A 17,527-nucleotide genomic window follows, 5' to 3' on the forward strand; every position below is an offset into this window, starting at 1 on the left:
TCGATCGAGCATCCTGATGGGTGTATGCGCTGAATTCAGTTCACGGCGAGCGGGGTGAAAGGCGCGTATTCGCGGACATGACCGTCCATCCAATTCCAGATGGAGGCGACGTCGAGTGCGACGCCCTGCTGTACGCAGAGCCGCCAGCCGACCTCGTTCCGCTGCCAGATATCACCGTCCCGATCGCGGTACAACCCGGGGCGCGTTGGCTCCTGCTGCTCGGAAAAGCCCAGTTCCGGGGCGATTTCGGGGACTGCCGCGGGGACCATCAGATAGCTGGTCAACTCCATCACCCGTTCGGCGACGCCGAGCAGTCCGGTGAGGACGGCGTGGTGATTGGTTTCGGTCATTTCCATACTGTTCAACTCCGTGAGTGGGACAATGTGTTTCGCCGAGTATCCGCCCGCGTGCTTTCCTATTGCTTACGCGTGACTTCCCCGTGACTTCACATTCAATTCGATGCGATCTTGTAATTCCGCATCGTGGCGACACGGCTGGATTCTGTGAATACAGTTGCGGCAGCGCCGGTTGCGATTCTGCCGGGTGGAGCGCCTTCCCGGGGGGTGATCGGCCGGCGCGGATGTTCCGAGATGTCGGCGTGATAGGTCAATTGAGTTGGCGCCCAATGGCTTTCATGACGCATCAATGTATGGTCTTGATTTGTCAATGGTGTGGTGCGGAGGTACTTTACCGACCTGTTTCAGATTTCTGTTACGGAAAGCTTGACGATCGGAGGGGACGTTGTGTGATGACGAAGCCACAGGTGCACGTGTTCGGTCCATTGCAAGTAATGCTCGGCGGCCGGACAGCACGTATCGGAGCGGGACGGCAGCAGGCGATCCTGGGTCGTTTGGTATTGGCGGGGGGAAGAACTCTCGGCGTCGACCGTTTGGTCGAGGACGTGTGGGAAGGCAGTCCGCCACCGCACGCGCCGTCCGCGCTACAGGTCCAGATCCATAATCTACGGCGGGTATTGGAACCGACTCGAAGACCCCGGACGCCCGCTCAGATTCTGGTCTCCGAAGGCAGTGGGTATGCGCTGCGACTGGATTCCGGAAATGTCGACGCTTGGCAGTTCGAGACATTGATGCGGCAATATGAAGAGCGCGTTCATGATTCGGCCGAGCATCCGGGGCCGGTGGAGCGTTACCGAATTCTCGGTGAGGCGCTGGACTGTTGGCACGGTGCGGCGTTCGAATCCTTTGCCGATGCCTCCTGGGCGGCCTCGGAGGTTTCGCGGCTGACCGATCTGCACGCGAGTGCGATCGAGATGCGTGCCCAAGCCGCGCTCGAGCTCGATCGGTTCGGTGAGGTGGTCACCGCCCTGCGCCGGCAGATCGAGGAGTTTCCGGGGCGTGAGGAGACCGCGCGACTGCTCGCGCTGGCGCAGTATCGACTCGGACAGCAGATCGACGCGCTCGCCACGGTACGCCGAACCCGGGAGTTTCTGCGTACCGAGTACGGAATCGATTCCGGATCCAGGCTGAACGAACTCGAATCCGCGATTCTCAGTCAATCCGTCGCCGCGGATCAGCGCGCCGAGCGTTCACCCGCGACCGTCTCCGTCCACGACGACCGGGCGCCGGAGGTATCGAACGCGCGCGAGCGGTCGCGTCGGGTACCGGTGCCGCGATCCGATCAGCAACCTGGAACCAGTTGCTACCCGGCACAATTCGCCGCGATGGCGAGCGCGGCGCGGGAGGCCCGCAGCGCCGGATTGCGGCTGATCTGGTTGGTCGGCGATATCGGTGCCGGTAAGACCACCCTGGCGTCCATGGTGTCGACGAACCTGGCCGCCGCCGGATGGGTCACGGTTTCCGGGCGCTGTCCGGAGGTCGACGGCGCACCGCCGGCCTGGCCCTGGTCGGAGGTGCTGGCGGGGCTGGGTGGCGGGCAGTCGGTACCGGATGACCGGCTGGAGACAGTCGACCCCTTCACCATCGTCCGGGCCGTCAGCCTGCGATGCCGAGAGCTCGCCCGCAACGGTCCTGCCGTCATCGTGCTGGAGGATGTGCACCGCGCCGATAACGCGACGCTGCAGGTGTTGTGCCAGTTGGTGACCTGGTTGCAGTGTGAGCCGGTCCTCATCGTCGTGACCGCTCGCGATTCCGAACTCCCGCCCCGGGTGCGCGCCACCGAGGCGATGCTGGCGGACCGTATCACCGAGCGTCTGGAGCTGACCGGGTCGGATCTGTCCGGGACGCGGCAGATCGCACGGGATGCCGGTTTGGTCTCGATCGACTGTGACACCGTCCGGACCCTGCACGAACGGACCGGCGGCAATCCGCTGTTCATTCGTGAGATCTCCAAATTCATCGCGGTGCGGGGGGATCGCAGGTCGATGCCGACCAGTATCCGGGCCGTACTGATCGAACGAATCGAGCGGCTGCCGGTGGTCGTGCGGACCGTGCTCCAGCATATCGCGGTGTGGGGCAACACGATCGATCTCGAGACGCTGACCGGGTTCTCCGCTACGCCGGAGGAGGTGCTCGTGGATTGTATCGAGGCCGCGACCAGGGTGGGGCTGGTCCGATTCGACGAGGACGGGCGTATCGAACTATGTCATGTGCTGGCCCAGGAGGTCTTGTACGACAGTGTATCTCCGTTGCGAAGGCAGCGAATGCACTGTGCGGCAATGGAATTCCTCGAAGCGCACGGGCCGGGACGGTCGCTCGGGGCAGGTGATCCGCGGCTGCTCGCCCGGCACGCCTTTCGCGGTGCCACCCGCGCCACCGCGCCCGCCGCTCTCGAATATGTCACCTCGGCGGCACTGCACTGCGATCGCGCGGGGGAGCGGCGCGATGCCGCCGAGTTGTGGCGGGCCGCCGTGGACCTGCACGAACTCGCCGGTCGCGCTGGAGAATCCGGGGATCGGCAGGACGGTGTGGCGCTGTTGGACGCGCTCTGCGCACTGACCGACGCACTGGCTTACGACGGCCATGCGGCCGAGGCGCGGATCACCCGGGAGCGGGCGCTCGACCTGGCGGAGACGCTGGACAGCCGGGAGCTGGTGATCAAGGCCCTCACCTGCTGGCGCGCCCCGGTGATCTGGTCGATTCGGGATTGGCGTTGTCCGGACGCTCGAATCCGGCTCGCCTTGGAGTCGGCCGTGGCCGAGGCGGCAACGGCACCGGAGCGCGCTCGCCTGCTGATCGCGCTGGTGTACGAGTCGGAGGTGGAGGGGGATGTGCCGCGCATGTACGAACGTGCTTGCGAGGCAGTCGATCTGGCGCGCGATACGGACCAGCCCGAACTGCTCTGCGCAGCGCTCGGGGCGCTCGCGTTCACCGTCACCGGACCCGCCATGCTGCCCGGCTGGCGTACGATCGCCGATGAGCTGTTGCGGGCCGCGCGGTCGGCGCGACTGTTCGAATATCAGGCGCTGGCACACTATCTGCGGTTCCGGGTCGCCTGCCGCGCCGCCGATGTCGCGGCGGCCCGCCTGCACGCGGCCTGCGCGTTCGAATGCGCCTCGACCGCGCAGGCGCGTCCACTGCTGGACATGCTCTCGTCTTTCTCCGCGGTCACCGCCGTGCTCTGCGGAGATCTGGACGCGGCGGAGGCGGGGTATCGGCAATTCGGTGTCCGCACAGCCAGATCCGGGATCGCCAACGAGAGTGAGATGCTGCTGCTCGGGGAGTTGGTGGTGGCGTGGGCACGCGGGGATATCTCCGAGCTGTCGGATCGGCTGGGCGCGCTGTACACGGTGGAGCCGGAGCTCGTGGCGCAGGTGTACGTGGTGGCGCTGTTGCACGCGGGCGAGCGTGAACGGGCACGGGCGCTCTTCCAGCGGCACCCGCGGGTTCGAAGCGACTTCTACCGGCAGCTCATGACGGTGTTCCGGGCACACGCCGCGGTGGCGCTCGGCGCGGTCGAGGAGGCGGGGGAGCTCTATGACGCGCTCGCACCGGCGGCCGGCACCTTGATCGGATTCGACAGCGGCGTAGCGGTATTCGGCCCCATGGACGCGGTGCTGGCGGATCTGTCGGAGCTGCGCGGTGATGCGAAGGCCGCCGCTCGGCTGCGCACACGCGCGCACGCCCGGCTGATCCGTGCGCGTAGTGAACTCGACGGTGGGGAGGAGCCGATGGAGCCGAGCCGGTGCCTGCCGTCGGAAGCCGTTGCCGGGTAGGGGGATTCGTCAGATGAAACGCGGGCCGAACCAGGCGAGTAGTTCGGCCTCGGTCTCGGGCCCGAACGCGGTGGGCGGCACCTCGAGCACTGTGGTGCGGCACTTCTAGAATGGCGGGAAATCCATCGACACGGTTGATATCCAGGAATGGAGCAGCATGTGGGATCCGCGGCAGTATCTGGCCTTCGATGATCATCGGGCGCGGCCGTTCTTCGATCTGGTGCAGCGGGTGTACGCCGAGAAGCCGCGTCGCGTGGTCGATTTGGGGTGTGGGCCGGGGAATCTGACGCTGACCCTGGGGGAGCGGTGGCCGGAGGCGGCGCTGGATGCGAGTGACTCCGCACCGGAGATGGTGGCGGCGGCGCGGGCGCGCGGGATCGACGCGCGGCTGTTGGATGTGCGGGAGTGGCGGCCGAGCGCGGATACCGACGTGGTGGTCTCCAACGCGGTACTGCAGTGGGTGCCCGAGCATCGAGAGTTGTTGGCCACCTGGGCTCGTGAGTTGCCCGCGGGCGCGTGGCTGGCGTTCCAGGTACCGGGGAATTTCGACGCGCCGTCGCATCGGGCGATCCGTTCCCTCGCCGGGACCGAGCGGTGGCGGGAGTCGCTGGCTCCGGCGGGGTTGCTGGAGCCGCGCGCGGTGCTCGATCCGGCGGGGTACGCCCGGTTGCTGACGGCGGCCGGATGTCTCGTCGATGCTTGGGAGACAACCTATTTGCAGCGGTTGAGCGGGCCGGACCCGGTGCTCGAGTGGGTGACCGGAACCGCGTTGACCCCCGTACGTGATGTGCTCGATGATGCCGACTGGTCGGACTTCCGCGCCGAGTTGGCTCCCCTGCTGCGCGAGGCGTACCCCGAGCAATCCGATGGCGCCACCTGGCTGCCCTTCCGTCGGGTATTCGTGGTGGCACAGACCCCGCGTTGAGTCGCGATAACGTTCTGATCTCGGCTTTTGGCGGATTCCACAGCAATCACACAGGCAAATCGGGAGCAGTGCACGGGTTTCGGTCGTTGAATGAGGGAGTGCTGATCCACAGCACCCCGTGAGGCCGAGTCCCAGGAGGGGCCATGCACAGCGAGGCGATCGAGATCGGCGCCGGTGACCCCGTGGAGCCCGCCGGGCAGGTGTGGCTGGGCCGGGTGGCCGGATCGGCGGTGAGCCGGGTCGGCCGCCGCACCATCAATGCCGATGCCGTCGCCACTTTCACCGATGCGGGACTGGGGCGCACCGCGTTTGTGGTGGCCGATGGTGTCGGCGACCACCTCGCGGCGGCACGCGCCGCCCGGCTGGTGGCACGGACCGCCGCCCGGGTCGCCGTCGTACAGGGTGCACACGCCGGAATCCTTGCGGCGCAACAGGAATTGCTGCGGGAACTACCCGAGGAGGCCGCGGACAGCGTCCTGGTGGTCGCGGTCGTCCCGGCCGCGGGCAGGCCCGACGGCCCGGCCGATATCGCTTGGGTCGGTGACTGCCGCGCCTACCGCTGGAACGGCCGAGCCCTACAGCGCATCACCATCGATCACACCGTGGCCGAATACTTCCGTTCCCGCGGTCACGAGCCGATGCCCGGAATGGCCCATCTGGTAACCACTTCCGCCCGCACGGTACAACCCGACGACATCGGCCGGGCCGCCACCGGCTCGAGCACCGGCCGCCTGCTGCTGTGCAGCGACGGCGTGGGCAAGAAACTCGATATGGTCGCCATCAAATCCCTACTGGCCAAAGGCGATTCGGCGGGCCATGCCGCCGAGGCCCTGGTCGAGACTGCCCTCGCCAAGGGTGGCACCGACAACACCACGGCCCTGGTCGTCGACGCACAGCCGCTGCCCGCTCAGCGACTCACATAGGCGCCGAGCATCTGGAGCGCGGCATCGGGCGGCACCTACGAAATCGGCTTCCTCCGCATCGACGGCATCCTCACCCTCGCCTCCGGCGGCATCCGCCCCGAAGCCGCCTGACCACCCCCGATCCCACCGTTTTGGAGTTTGCCACCACCCCGGAGTAACGTCTTGTTCACCCGACGCGGGGTGGAGCAGCTCGGTAGCTCGCTGGGCTCATAACCCAGAGGTCGCAGGTTCAAATCCTGTCCCCGCTACTATCGCTTGACCAGCGGAAACGGCCCCGGAACCAGATGGTTCCGGGGCCGTTTTGTGTCGCAATGGCAACGGATTTGGCAACCTTAGCCAAGCTGAGTGTCGTCCCACGGTGTTCGTGGTGTTCGCCCAACAGGTGGGTGGCAGCGCGGGTGGCGGCGTCTTCGTCTGTCGTAGGTGGTGGCATCGACGATCATCTCGATCGCGGGCAGCCACTCCAGGAGGAAGGACTTCACTGTCGTTTTCGCCTTCTTGACGTGCTTGTCGCCTTCCACGGCCGCTATGGCGGTGCGGCACGCCTCCCACGCTGCTTTCTCGGTGGCGAACCCGCCTTTGGTCTCGGTTGGCTCGCTCCCGTCCGGCCCCTTCTCCGGCAACCGGAACTGGTAGTACCAGGTCTTGTCTCGCTTGCGTACATGCCCCTTCATTACGCCGCCTCCCCGAGATCGGTGGGGTCCTGCTCGAGCAGCGCCCGCAACCGAGCGGTGACCACATACACGCGCCCGCCCATCCTCCTCACCGGCGGAAGGTCGCCGAGCTGGCACGGCGACTGTTCGGTGTCGTTCACCGAGCAGGGCATGGGAAAGGTGGTGCGCCGCATGGGATTCACCTTCCAGCGTCCAGACCGCCGCGCGATCGAGGCGAACCCGGAAGCGATGGCGCAGTGGGTGTCCATCACCTATCCGGAGCTGGCAGTACGCGCGAAGACCGAGGGCGCGGTGATCCTGTTCGGCGACCAGGTCGGGGTCCGCAGCGATCAGCTGTCCGGGCGCACCTGGGGCCGCCGCGGGCAGACCCCGACCCTGGCACGGACCGGAAAACGCTTCTCCCTCAACGCGATGTCGACGATCTCCCCGCGCGGGGACATACACTTCACCGTGTTCCGGGGCCGGTTCAACGGGAAGTCCTTCCTGGAGTTCCTCACCCGGCTGCTCGCTCAGCACGATACGAAGTTCCACCTGGTCGTCGACGGGCATCCCGTCCACCGTTCCAAGGCCGTCACAGCCTGGGTGGCCGAGCGCACCGAGAAGATCGAGCTGCACGTCCTGCCCGCCTACGCCCCGCACCTCAACCCCGACGAACTGGTCAATGCCGACCTCAAACGCACCCTGGCCGACCGGATCATCACCAACCCCGCCCAGATGGAAACCGCCGTGCGCTCGTTCTTCCACCGCGTCCAGAAGCTCCCCGACCGCGGCACAGAACGGATTCCGCCGAACATGGAGGGACCGTGCGGGACGGGAAATCGTGGGTTCCACTGCCGGAATCGGTGCGCACCAACACTTTCCGTCTAACCCGCCAGAGTGGCTGCCAGGGCAGCTGCGCCAACGCATCATGCGGCACCCGGTTGTGGTCGGCGGCGGTGTTGGAGCCGGCATTGCCCGGGCGCAGCATCGGTGCCGCCGGTTCGCCGGTGCCGGTGTGGCCGTGGTCGATGAACGACCACAGGGAGTGGAAACCGAAGCGGCGCTTGAATGTTGGTGCCGCGCACTGCTTCTCCGAGTGCGCGTCGGTCAGGGTGGCGTCGAGATCGATGATCAACGGATCATCGGCGCTGATCCCGTGGTCGGGGGCGTTCTCCCCGGCCGTCGACCACGTATTTGCGCGCGCCCACCGGCCAGGGGTGTGCGGTGGACATGGACGGCGACCGGCACCGGTTTCGCTCATTCGAGGGCAGCGAGGAACGGTGTGAACGGTGGGATCTCATCGGGATCGCAGTCGATCGCGATGAATCGGGGTCCGGCACCGGAAGGGGCGGAGAGCGCGGTGCGCAGCTCATCCCTCTTGCGCACCGCGAAGCTGGGCATTCCGGGAAACATCGCCGCCATCCCCTCGGCGAGCGCGGCGGGGTGGAAACGGTTGCGGTCGTCGTGGTTTCGGCAATACAGCCGGTCGCGGATCACGCACATGGCGTGTGCGTTGTTGTTGAGGATGATGAAGGTGATCGGTAGCGCGTGTTCGATCGCGGTATGGATCTCCATGCCGTGCATGAGGAATGAGCCGTCTCCGGCGAGGACATAGGTCGGACGAGGGGCGGCGAACATCGAGCCGATCGCGGCGCCGAAGCTGTAACCCATGCCGCCCATGCCCAGTGCCAGGCCGAATCTGCCGTTCTCCGGAAGGTCGAGGTAGTGGACGGCCGCCGCGCCGGTATTGCCCGCATCCGCGAAAACCGCACTGCCGGTGGGAAGTAGCTCGGAGATGGTGTCCATCACTTCGCGGTAGCGAAGGCCCGGTCCCGTTGCCGCCGGCGGTCGCAATCGCCGCGCGAAAACCTGCGGTCCAAGATCGAACTTCGGCTCGGAAGTTTCTGCGCCGCTGCCGCTGTCCCGCAAAAACGCGGTGAGTTCCGGCAGTGTGGCGGCCAGATTCGAACTGGATGCGAAGACGGCGGGTGGATAGGGCGGCTGCCTCCCGATGCCGGCGAGCGGGACTCCGCGGAGCGGAATCTGCGCGGTCGCGGGCAATCGGGTGCCCACCAGCAGACAGAGCGCGGCCGTGCGAGCGATATCGAGTAGTTCCGGATGACCCATCGTGCCCGCGACACCGCAGTACCCCGGATCCCGCGGGCCATAGACGCCCTTGCCCTCGGGCGTTACCCCGACCGCGGCGTCCAATGTCACCGCCAGATCGCGCAGCGCTTCCCGGGCGTTGTCACGCGCCACTTGATCGCCCGCTATCACGAGAATCTTGCCGGTTGTGCGCGCTGTTCTCAGAGCGGTGGCCACGGCCACCATGTCGGCCGGGTGGCCGATCGTGGGTGGCCGAGGATCCCGCCGCACCGGCTTCTGCGGTACGGGCGAACGCTGGATGTCCTTGGGTAGTAACAGAACCGCTGGTCCGCCACCCAGTGCGGCCTCGACCGCGGTCGCGAACTGCTCCGGCAGATCCTCCGGACGCTCCACCCGTGCACAATAGCGTGACACCGTTTCGAACAGTCGCAGCGCGTCGATGCTGCCCGCCCGGCCGCTGGTGTCCTGGAAAGTACCCTTGCCCTCCAGATTCCGGGGCGGCTGCCCGATCAATGCCAGTACCGGCACCTGCGAGGTGAACGACTCCGCCAGTCCGGCAACCAGATTCATCGCACCGCCGCCGGAGGTCGCGGCCACGACACCCAATCCGCCGGCGGCGCGCGCATATCCGTCCGCCATCGTCGCGGCCGAGAACTCATGTTTGGCCACGACGCCGCGCACGCCCGCATCGGAGGCGGCCGCGGCATCGTAAATGTCTTCGATATTCGCGCCGTCCACGCCGAAAATGTGCCGAACTCCCAGTTCGGCACATCCGCGCACGAGGTATTCGGCGATACGCCGATTCTTCATGCCGGCTATCCGAGCAGGTGTGGACCGACGGGGAGTTGATTGGCGTGCCGGTACTCGAGAATGGTCTTGAGATTGGCGAGTTCGATGTCGTGACCGGGCCCGAAGATCCCCCACATGTCGCCCACCCACCCGGCGCGGGCCTGCGGTGCTGTTTCCGGATAGGGGTTCTCGGTGTAGTTGGGATGCTTGCAGTTGGTCCACAGCACCACCGACCCCGGGCGGTTCAGTACCAATTCCGCCGGGATCACCCGCATCAGGTAGATCATCCACAGATCGCTGCCCTGATCCCACGCGCAGTGGTAGTCGACCGTCAGCGCTTCGGGATTGGCGACGACCTTGGCGAAGATTTTCGTATCGACTCCGAGGGTGTCCACACCCTGGTACACATCCGGCAACTCGGTCGGCTCGAAATCGCGTGTGCTGTAGGTCCATTCGGACAGGCTATGAATATCCGCCAGATAGTCGAAGACATCTCGCGGCGGGCATTCGATAAAGCCTTGCACCGTGCAAAACTCTCGATAGAAATCCGCATAAGTGTAGTCGGCCTGAGTGACCGCGGCGCAGCGCGCCAGCACCTCGTCGACACCGACTTCCTCGCCCCGAACCAGACCGGGAATTGCGGAGAGTTTTTGCTCATCGATCTTCATGAGGCCAGAAGCTACACCCCCGCCGACAGGCGTTCCCATTCGTGGGAAGTCACGACAGATGTAGTTCCGGGGGATGGATTACTGTCGCGCACAACGACAATCGCGCGGTGTTTTTGGTTCGACGTCTCGAAAAGTATGACTGTCGAATCCATTTCGACCGGCGTCGTCGTGTCCGGTGCAAACCTCGTCGCGTTGTGCGGGAACTTACCGGCGAGACCCGAACTTCTCAGGAGCTGTTCATGAGCCCGTCATTTTCCGGGTTGCCCAGCGGCCATCAGACCATGCTGTTGGCCCACCGTGCGATGGTCACCGATCTACCCAGAATCGCTGCCGCCGCTTCGCGTTTGGCGGAGACGCCGAATGCTGAACGCGCCGTCGCGCTCAGCGGCTATATCGACCGGGTACACGCGCTGATCACGCATCATCATGAGGGCGAGGACGAGTTCCTGTGGCCGCGACTGAGCGGCCTGGGAGCCGATGAGGGTGCGATCGCGCTGCTCACGGCCGAACATCAAGAGCTGGAGAAGTTCCTGTTCGACTGGAGCCGAGCCGCCCGGGAGCTGGCTGCCGACGGCAGCGTCGCGGCGGAGCTCGCGCGTGTGACGATGGATGTGCACGCGCGGATCGCCGCCCACGCCGAAGACGAGGAAACGGAATTGGCCGGCCGCCTGGCCCCGGTTCTCGACAACGCGGTGTGGAAGGGCTTCGAAACCCACATGCGTAAAACGGCTCCGCTCTGGACGCTGCGGTTCATGCCCGCATGGCTGCTTTCCGTGGCAGCGCCGGGTGAACTCGGTGGAGTGCCGGCCCTGCCGATTGCACGACTCTTCCGCGGATGGCTGGCGCGCACGCAGCATGCGGCGCTGGGCGGTTAGATATGCACAAGAGAATCCGCGCTTTCCGGATCAACCCGAGCGTGCGCTTTCGCGTGCTATCGATTGCGCTCATACCGAGTTTGTCTCTACTGCTGGTCGGCGGTATAACAGCCGATTACTTCCTGCGGCAGTCCCAAACGATTCAGGATTGGTCCGCTGCGATCAACAAAACGGCGGGACCGGCACTGGATTTCGTTGAATCGGTGCAACAGGAGCGACGCACCAGCATGCTCGTGCTGGCCGGCGATGCATCCGCGGCGGAGAACATTGCGTCCCAGCGGAATCGACTCGACGCGGCCCTGCCCGCGATGATGGCCGCGGGCGACGATCTGATCAAACTGTTCAAGGGCTCGGTTGGGGACGCCGTCGCTCAGATGCAGGCGACATTCGGGCAACTGCCGATTATTCGCCAGCAGGTCGACCTGGGGACAGCGCAGATCGACGAGGTATACGGCTACTACAACAAGGTCATCCAAACGGTTATCGTCGCGGGTCGGCTCGCGGCGCGCACCGCGACGGTGCCGGAGGCCGCCAATGAGCAGAACACCGAGATAGGTCTGTTCGCGAGCACCGAGGCGATGTCGCGCAGTTCGGCATTGGCCGCTGCGGCATCGTTCAAGGGCGGATTCACTCCCGCGCAGCAGGAGGAGTACAGCAAGCTTGTCGGGTTCTATCGCCTCGAGCTCGACAATCGGGTCGGCGAGCTGACCCCGGAAGAGATGGACAGATACAAGGCGTTGGTATCCAGTTCGACCTGGCTGCAGATGGGGGCTCTCGAGAAGAGCCTGCTCCAGCGGACCGCGGCGATACCCCCACCCGCGGGCACATCCGATCCGGGATCCAAGTCCACCACCTCGGGGACGGCGCCGAACGGCGGCTCGATCGAGAACGGCAGCCCGGCGAGTATCACGAACGGTGCGTCGGCTGCCGCGGCTTCGCCGATCGCGCCCTTGGACGGGTGGAAGGACGCGGCCGAACAGGTCGGCTTCGCGCTGCGCGGCATCTGGATCTCACACCTGCGCTACGCCGGGGTGGTGGCCGATCGCGAAGGCGACAAGCTCTCGCACAAATCCGTCGTTGGCGGTGTGGCGGCGTTGTCGCTGTCAGTGGTGGCCTTCCTCGCCGCGCTTTTGCTGTCGCACAGACTGATCGGACGGCTGCGGCGGTTGCGGGCCGAGACCCTGACGGTGAGTGAGTCGCGGTTGCCGGAGATCATGGAGCGGCTCCGGCGGTCCGAAACGATCGATGTGGACAAGGAGTTGACCGAGCTCGAGTTCGGTCGCGACGAAATCGGACAGGTCGCAGACGCTTTCAACCGCGCGCAGAAGGCCGCCACCACGGCCGCGGTGAACGAGGCGCAGACCCGGCAGGGTGTGCAGGCGGTCTTCGTCAATATCGCGCGCCGCAGCCAGACCACGATGCACCAGCTGCTGGGGCAACTGGAGCAGGCCGAGCATCGCCACGATGATCCGGACACCCTGGCGATGTTGTTCGAGTTCGACAATCTCGCCACCAGGGCGCGGCGCAATGCCGAGAATCTGGTGATCCTGGGTGGTGAACGTCCCGGTAGACAGTGGCGGAACCCGGTGCCGCTGCATGATCTGGTGCGTAGCGCGGTCACCGAGACCGAGCACTATTCCCGGGTCCATATGGTTCGGCTGCCCAATGTGCCGGTGGTCGGTTCGGTGGTGGCGGACCTCATCCATCTGCTGGCCGAGCTCATCGACAATGCCGCCTCGTTCTCCCCGCCACAGACCCGAGTGGAGATCTCCGGTGAGCTGGGTGGCGCGGGTCTGATCATCGAGATTTCCGATCTGGGTATCGGTTTGAACCGCGGAGATATCGCCAGGATCAACGAAACGCTATCCAACCCACCGGACTTCAGCATCGGAACGCTGTCCACCGACTCGCGTCTGGGTTTGTTCGTCGTGGGGCAGTTGGCCAAGCGTCATGAGATCGCGGTGCGGCTGACCGAATCCGACTACGGCGGTATCCGCAGCGTTGTACGGCTGCCGTACGAGCTCGTTGTCGTCGACCGCGCCGCAGCACCCGAACCGCCCGCGGCAATCGCGCCGAACCTCGGCGAATTACGGCGGGGTGCGCACCGAGCTCTGCGCGAATCCGCGGCTATTCGAGAACCCGCGCCCGCCGAATTGAGCGAGCCGGTGCAGGTGGCCGAGGTGCCCGAGCCGATTGCCGAGGCCGATACGTTCCGTCAGCGGCCGATGGCCGAGGTGTGGGACGAGGACCCGGGCCCTGACCAGCCGGTGCCCTATGACTTCGGCCCCGAACTGCCGCAGCGCAGGCGCCAGACGCCCGCGGCGAACCCGCCTGCTCCGATGCCCGACAGTCACCCCAGTGTGCGCATCCAGCGAGACAGGATCTCGGGTCAGGGCCGGCCCGCCGATCTCTGGACCGCGTTGCAGGCCGGAACGAAGCTCGGTCGCTCGGGTGTGCCCGTCGGCTCGTCGGACGAGCCCTTCTCCCACAACGAAAGACAGTGGAATGACTGAACAGTACGCCAAGTTCAATTGGATTCTGGACGACTTGGCGGGTCGGCTCAAGGGCGTTCGCTACGTCGTCATGCTGTCCAACGACGGGTTGATGCTCGGCCATTGCGCCGACATCTCCCGGGACGACGGCGAACGTTTCAGCGCGATGGCCTCTGCCCTGCACAGCCTGGGAGCCAGTGCGGGAAGGCAATTCGCGGTTGGCGGCCTGCAACAGGTCATGGTCGAGCTCGACGAGGCGATGTTGTTCGTCACCACCGCCGGACCGAACGCCAGCCTGGCCGTGCTCGGTGAGGCCAACGCGGATTGGGGTTCGGTGGCGCATGAGATGAATCTGACCGTGCAGCGTATGGGGACCTGGCTCTCGACCAAACCGCGTCATAGCAATCAAGCCCAATGATCGCCTGCGGCAATGGATCAGGAACGGGACTACTGGTACGACGAGGCGGCGGGACCGCTGGTGCGTATGTACGGCGTGACGCGTGGACGAACCCGGGATGTGACGCCCGAACTGAGCATGATCACCATCGTCGTCGCTGTCCCCGGCACCCCGGATACGCGGTTGCAGCGGATGGATCCGGAGTACCAGCGGATCGTCGAGATCGCCCAGTATCCACGCGCGATCGCGGAAATCTCAGCCAGACTTCATCTCCCGGTGCGGGTGATCAGAATTCTGATCGGCGACCTGATCGCCGACGGCTATCTGAGTATCAACTCGAACCAGGCCCGGCACTCCGCGCCGGACAAGAGCGAAGCCGCCGAATTGTTAAGGGCGATACGTGATGGCCTTCTCAAACTATGACCTGGTCGCACCGGCCAAGATCACCTCCGCGAAGATTCTCGTCGCGGGCGGGTTCGGCGTCGGTAAGACCACAATGGTGGGTGCGGTCAGTGAGATAGCACCGTTGTCGACCGAGGAGTTGATCAGCGCCACCAGCGCAGGGGTGGACGACCTTTCGGGTGTGGAGTCCAAGGCGACCACGACGGTCGCCCTCGATTTCGGCCGCATCACGGTGAACCCGAAACTGATCCTCTACCTGTTCGGCACGCCCGGGCAGGAACGGTTCCGGTTCTTCTGGGACGAACTGGCCGCCGGAGCGCTCGGCGCTGTGGTGTTGATCGACCCTCGCCGCTTGGACACCTCGTTCGCCACGATCGACTTCTTCGAAAGCCGGGGACTGCCGTTCGTGGTGGGGGTGAACTACTTCGACGGCGCGCACCGCTATCGGCTGGCCGATCTGCGGGCCGCGCTGGATCTCGATGAGCATGTGCCGCTGCGGTATTGCGATGCGCGCAGTCGCGAATCGAGCAAGCAGGTACTGGTGGGGCTGACCGAGTATCTACTCAGTCGACTCGAAGGTGTAACAGAACAACCGGGCCCGTCGGCCGTTCGATTGGACAGATGATTCGCATGCCCGTCACCGTGAGTTTGGCCGACGTCTCCAGTTATCGGCCCGGAAAACCCATCTCCGCCGAGTATTTCGCGCAGTTCCGGCAGGGCGCCGGGACCGCGTCGGACGTCATGTTCAATCCGCCGCGTCTGCGACACCATGTCGGCGCGGACGAGACCCCGGCGGATATGGCCGAGCGGGCGATCGCACCGATGCTCGCCCGGCAGGGTCCCGAGCTGCTGGACCAGGTGGATGTGCTCGTGGTGCACACTCAACTGCCCGAAACCTGGTTCGTCGGCAATGGCGGCCAGATCGCCGCCCGCTTCGGCATCGCGCCCGAATGGCTGATCGACCTGGCCAATGGCGGTTGCGCCAGCTTCGTCCACGCGATCAAACTGGCCCGAGAGATATTGCAGAACACCAGAGCTCGCAGTGCGCTGGTCGTGAACGTGACCAACACCGCCGGACAGGTATTCGCCCAGCACGGGGTGCGTGCCATGGCGCAGGCCGCGATCCCCGGTGACGGTGCGGGCATCGCCTGGCTCACCAAATCCGACCGTTCTCCGATCCTCGATATCGAGACTCGGCATCTGCCCCGATACGCGGGCGAGATGACCTCGATCGCGAATCCGCCGCGCCGATACTGGGAGGCCGGTCATGGCGAGCACCACATCGGATTCACCGAGTCGAATATCGCGGCGGTGCTGGACCGCGGCAACCGGATCGTCCCCCAAGTGACGGAGGCCGTGTGTGAACGAATCGCCTTGCCGCCCAATGAGATCGATCTTCTGGTGACCAATCAGCCCAACCGCGCGTTTCTGCGGAACTGGCGCGAGGCGCTGTCGCTGCCACCCGAGCGGCACCCGGACACCTTCGAGGAATGCGGCAATCTCTTCGGCACCGCGATGCCCATGACCTTCGACCACGCGGTGTCCTCGGGGCTGGCGCCGGACGGAAGCGTGGTCATGTTCGCGGGGTTCGCCCATGCCGGTGATTTCGCGGGCGCGGCCGCAGTGCGGTGGGGCGGACGGCATACCCCGGGGGACGGCTCGAATTGACCACGCTCGTTCCCGGGTCATATCCGCTCGCGCTCAACGAAAACCCTTACGGTCCTTTGCCATCGGTGCGCCGGGCGCTGGAACGGGCGCTGGCCTCGGCGAACCGGTATCCCGAGTTTCTGCCGGACCGGCTGCCGCGCCTGATCGCGGCCCGGATCGGCTGTTCGCCCGAGCAGATCGTCGTCGGCCCCGGAGCAACCGGTGTCATCCTGTACATCCTGCAAGCGTTCGCCGCGCCCGGCGGCGCTCGGGTGATCATGGCGGATCCGACCTTCGACGGCTACCCGCTCCTGACCGCCACGGTCGGCGGGAACCCGGTGCCGGTTCCGCTGACCGCGGCAGGAGCGCAGGATCTGGATGCGATGGCGGCAGCGGTCGACGAGCGAACCGGGGTGGTTGTGCTGTGCGATCCACACAACCCGACCGGCACCCGCTTGCACCCTCGCGAACTGACCGGATTCCTCGACCGGATCGGCTCCCGGGTCAACGTGATACTCGATGAGGCCTATATCGAATTCGTCACACCCGAGCGGCGCATCGACACCCTGGCGTTGCTGGCGGCATACCCGAATGTCATTGTAGTGCGCACCTTCTCGAAGGCGTTCGGTCTGGCGGGCCTGCGCGTCGGATATGCCGTCGCCGCGCCTGGGATCGCCGCGCGTATCGCTCATTGGCAGGTGCCCTTCGGCATGAACATCCTCGCCGAGGTCGGCGTTCAGGCGTGCTACGCCGCCGAGGACGAACTGAATCAACGTATTCACGCGATCGTCGACGAACGCGATCGGCTCTCGACGGCCCTGCGGCGGGGTGGCTATATCCTGCCCGACAGTTCCGCGAACTATATCTTCGTCCCGCTGAACGACCCGGCGCTGACTCGCCGAATCTCCGACGCCTTCACCGGAGCGGGAATCCAGGTCAAACAGTATTCGACAGGTATGCGCGTTACCGTCGGCGACCCAGTTGCCAATGAGGCTGTCGTCCGGGTTGCCCGCGAGGTCGTCGGCGATTTCGTTCCGGCCATCGGGCAAATCGCCTGACTCGCCGTGGTTCACGCTCACCTCTCCCGCGCTGGCCGCCTCACCCGCAGGGGCAGCCTCACCACACTCGAAGCCTGAACTCGAATACGCGGAGGTGAACCCGAGAGAAGACGCGGGCAGACCGCCGGTACTCACGGACTCGGAACCGGCGTGTCTGGCGGTGGCCCAATCGCTGCTCGGGTTCACTTCCGAGTTCGGGGACCTCCCCAGCCTTTGTCGAGGCTTGGCGACCGGTTCGGCATCGTCCCGAGGGATTCGTGCTCCTCGCTACCTGAATGACCGCGAAATGTATCAGCGCTAGGCGCTTTTCGGTGGACCGCCATTACCGAGCGCACGCGCGGATCGGCCTTCGTTTGCGGGCAGCGGCCTCTCGAAACAGCGCCTGCCACAACGAATCCCGCCGACCTCGGGACCTTCGGCTCTGGAGGACGACCTCGACAGCGAGTGGGATCGGAGGCAT

At 65.6% G+C, this 17,527-nt stretch carries 16 protein-coding genes, 1 tRNA gene and 1 pseudogene; 12 read left to right on the plus strand and 6 right to left on the minus strand.

The annotated features are described in order from the left end of the window. Nucleotides 1-35: 35 nt before the first annotated feature. Complete coding sequence (locus OHB26_RS18740; protein ID WP_330185429.1) at nucleotides 36-350, minus strand: hypothetical protein; 315 nt, start codon at nucleotides 348-350, stop codon at nucleotides 36-38. Between the two features lie 398 nt (nucleotides 351-748). On the opposite strand from OHB26_RS18740, the gene OHB26_RS18745 reads away from it, so the two are divergent. From OHB26_RS18745 to OHB26_RS18760, 4 genes are all read left to right on the plus strand, one after another. After that, a complete protein-coding gene (locus tag OHB26_RS18745) occupies nucleotides 749-4,132 on the plus strand; it encodes a BTAD domain-containing putative transcriptional regulator (protein ID WP_330185430.1) in 3,384 nt (1,127 codons plus the stop codon). A 157-nt stretch (nucleotides 4,133-4,289) separates the two neighbouring features. After that, nucleotides 4,290-5,057, plus strand: coding sequence for a trans-aconitate 2-methyltransferase (locus OHB26_RS18750; RefSeq protein ID WP_330178573.1), 768 nt, complete (start codon nucleotides 4,290-4,292; stop codon nucleotides 5,055-5,057). A 143-nt stretch (nucleotides 5,058-5,200) separates the two neighbouring features. Beyond that, nucleotides 5,201-5,980 (plus strand): PP2C family protein-serine/threonine phosphatase, encoded by a 780-nt coding sequence (locus tag OHB26_RS18755; RefSeq protein WP_330178574.1) that lies wholly within the window; start codon nucleotides 5,201-5,203, stop codon nucleotides 5,978-5,980. 174 nt (nucleotides 5,981-6,154) lie between these two features. Beyond that, nucleotides 6,155-6,228, plus strand: a tRNA-Met gene (locus OHB26_RS18760). Nucleotides 6,229-6,312: 84 nt separating this feature from the next. On the opposite strand, the gene OHB26_RS18765 is transcribed toward OHB26_RS18760, so the two are convergent. Together OHB26_RS18765 and OHB26_RS18770 are read right to left on the minus strand one after the other, a co-directional pair. Then, nucleotides 6,313-6,654 (minus strand): Arm DNA-binding domain-containing protein, encoded by a 342-nt coding sequence (locus tag OHB26_RS18765; protein WP_330178575.1) that lies wholly within the window; start codon nucleotides 6,652-6,654, stop codon nucleotides 6,313-6,315. Next, nucleotides 6,654-6,827, minus strand: coding sequence for a hypothetical protein (locus OHB26_RS18770; protein ID WP_330178576.1), 174 nt, complete (start codon nucleotides 6,825-6,827; stop codon nucleotides 6,654-6,656). The genes OHB26_RS18765 and OHB26_RS18770 overlap by 1 nt, the downstream gene beginning before the upstream one ends. On the opposite strand from OHB26_RS18770, the gene OHB26_RS18775 reads away from it, so the two are divergent. After that, nucleotides 6,826-7,521: an IS630 family transposase gene (locus tag OHB26_RS18775; protein WP_330178577.1), complete on the plus strand. Its 696-nt coding sequence runs from the start codon at nucleotides 6,826-6,828 to the stop codon at nucleotides 7,519-7,521. The genes OHB26_RS18770 and OHB26_RS18775 overlap by 2 nt on opposite strands. On the opposite strand, the pseudogene OHB26_RS18780 reads toward OHB26_RS18775, so the two are convergent. The 3 genes and pseudogenes from OHB26_RS18780 to OHB26_RS18790 form a co-directional block, all read right to left on the minus strand. Further along, a pseudogene (locus OHB26_RS18780) lies at nucleotides 7,469-7,837 on the minus strand (transposase); the annotation flags it as partial. The gene OHB26_RS18775 and the pseudogene OHB26_RS18780 overlap by 53 nt on opposite strands. A 53-nt stretch (nucleotides 7,838-7,890) precedes the next feature. Continuing rightward, the gene (locus tag OHB26_RS18785) at nucleotides 7,891-9,549 is read right to left on the minus strand and encodes a thiamine pyrophosphate-binding protein (protein WP_330178578.1); all 1,659 of its coding nucleotides are present in this window, start codon (nucleotides 9,547-9,549) and stop codon (nucleotides 7,891-7,893) included. 5 nt (nucleotides 9,550-9,554) lie between these two features. Next, entirely contained in the window at nucleotides 9,555-10,196 is a 642-nt protein-coding gene (locus OHB26_RS18790) for an SRPBCC family protein (RefSeq protein WP_330178579.1), read from the minus strand. Nucleotides 10,197-10,303: 107 nt separating this feature from the next. On the opposite strand from OHB26_RS18790, the gene OHB26_RS18795 reads away from it, so the two are divergent. The 7 genes from OHB26_RS18795 to OHB26_RS18825 all read left to right on the plus strand — a co-directional run bounded on the left by OHB26_RS18795 (nucleotide 10,304) and on the right by OHB26_RS18825 (nucleotide 17,067). Next, on the plus strand, nucleotides 10,304-11,071 hold the full coding sequence (locus OHB26_RS18795; RefSeq protein WP_330178580.1) for a hemerythrin domain-containing protein: 768 nt from the start codon (nucleotides 10,304-10,306) through the stop codon (nucleotides 11,069-11,071). Between the two features lie 203 nt (nucleotides 11,072-11,274). Further along, a complete protein-coding gene (locus tag OHB26_RS18800; protein WP_330178581.1) occupies nucleotides 11,275-13,584 on the plus strand; it encodes a sensor histidine kinase in 2,310 nt (769 codons plus the stop codon). Continuing rightward, nucleotides 13,577-13,981: a roadblock/LC7 domain-containing protein gene (locus OHB26_RS18805; RefSeq protein WP_330178582.1), complete on the plus strand. Its 405-nt coding sequence runs from the start codon at nucleotides 13,577-13,579 to the stop codon at nucleotides 13,979-13,981. Before OHB26_RS18800 ends, OHB26_RS18805 begins: the two co-directional genes overlap by 8 nt. 12 nt (nucleotides 13,982-13,993) lie before the next feature. After that, complete coding sequence (locus tag OHB26_RS18810) at nucleotides 13,994-14,383, plus strand: DUF742 domain-containing protein (RefSeq protein WP_330178583.1); 390 nt, start codon at nucleotides 13,994-13,996, stop codon at nucleotides 14,381-14,383. After that, entirely contained in the window at nucleotides 14,364-14,987 is a 624-nt protein-coding gene (locus OHB26_RS18815; protein WP_330178584.1) for a GTP-binding protein, read from the plus strand. Before OHB26_RS18810 ends, OHB26_RS18815 begins: the two co-directional genes overlap by 20 nt. After that, nucleotides 14,984-16,030, plus strand: a complete 1,047-nt coding sequence (locus tag OHB26_RS18820; protein WP_330178585.1) for a 3-oxoacyl-ACP synthase III family protein — start codon at nucleotides 14,984-14,986, stop codon at nucleotides 16,028-16,030. Before OHB26_RS18815 ends, OHB26_RS18820 begins: the two co-directional genes overlap by 4 nt. After that, nucleotides 16,027-17,067, plus strand: a complete 1,041-nt coding sequence (locus tag OHB26_RS18825) for an aminotransferase class I/II-fold pyridoxal phosphate-dependent enzyme (RefSeq protein ID WP_442942677.1) — start codon at nucleotides 16,027-16,029, stop codon at nucleotides 17,065-17,067. Before OHB26_RS18820 ends, OHB26_RS18825 begins: the two co-directional genes overlap by 4 nt. The last annotated feature ends 460 nt before the right edge of the window (nucleotides 17,068-17,527 follow it).

Source organism: Nocardia sp. NBC_01503 (assembly GCF_036327755.1).
Lineage (GTDB): Bacteria > Actinomycetota > Actinomycetes > Mycobacteriales > Mycobacteriaceae > Nocardia.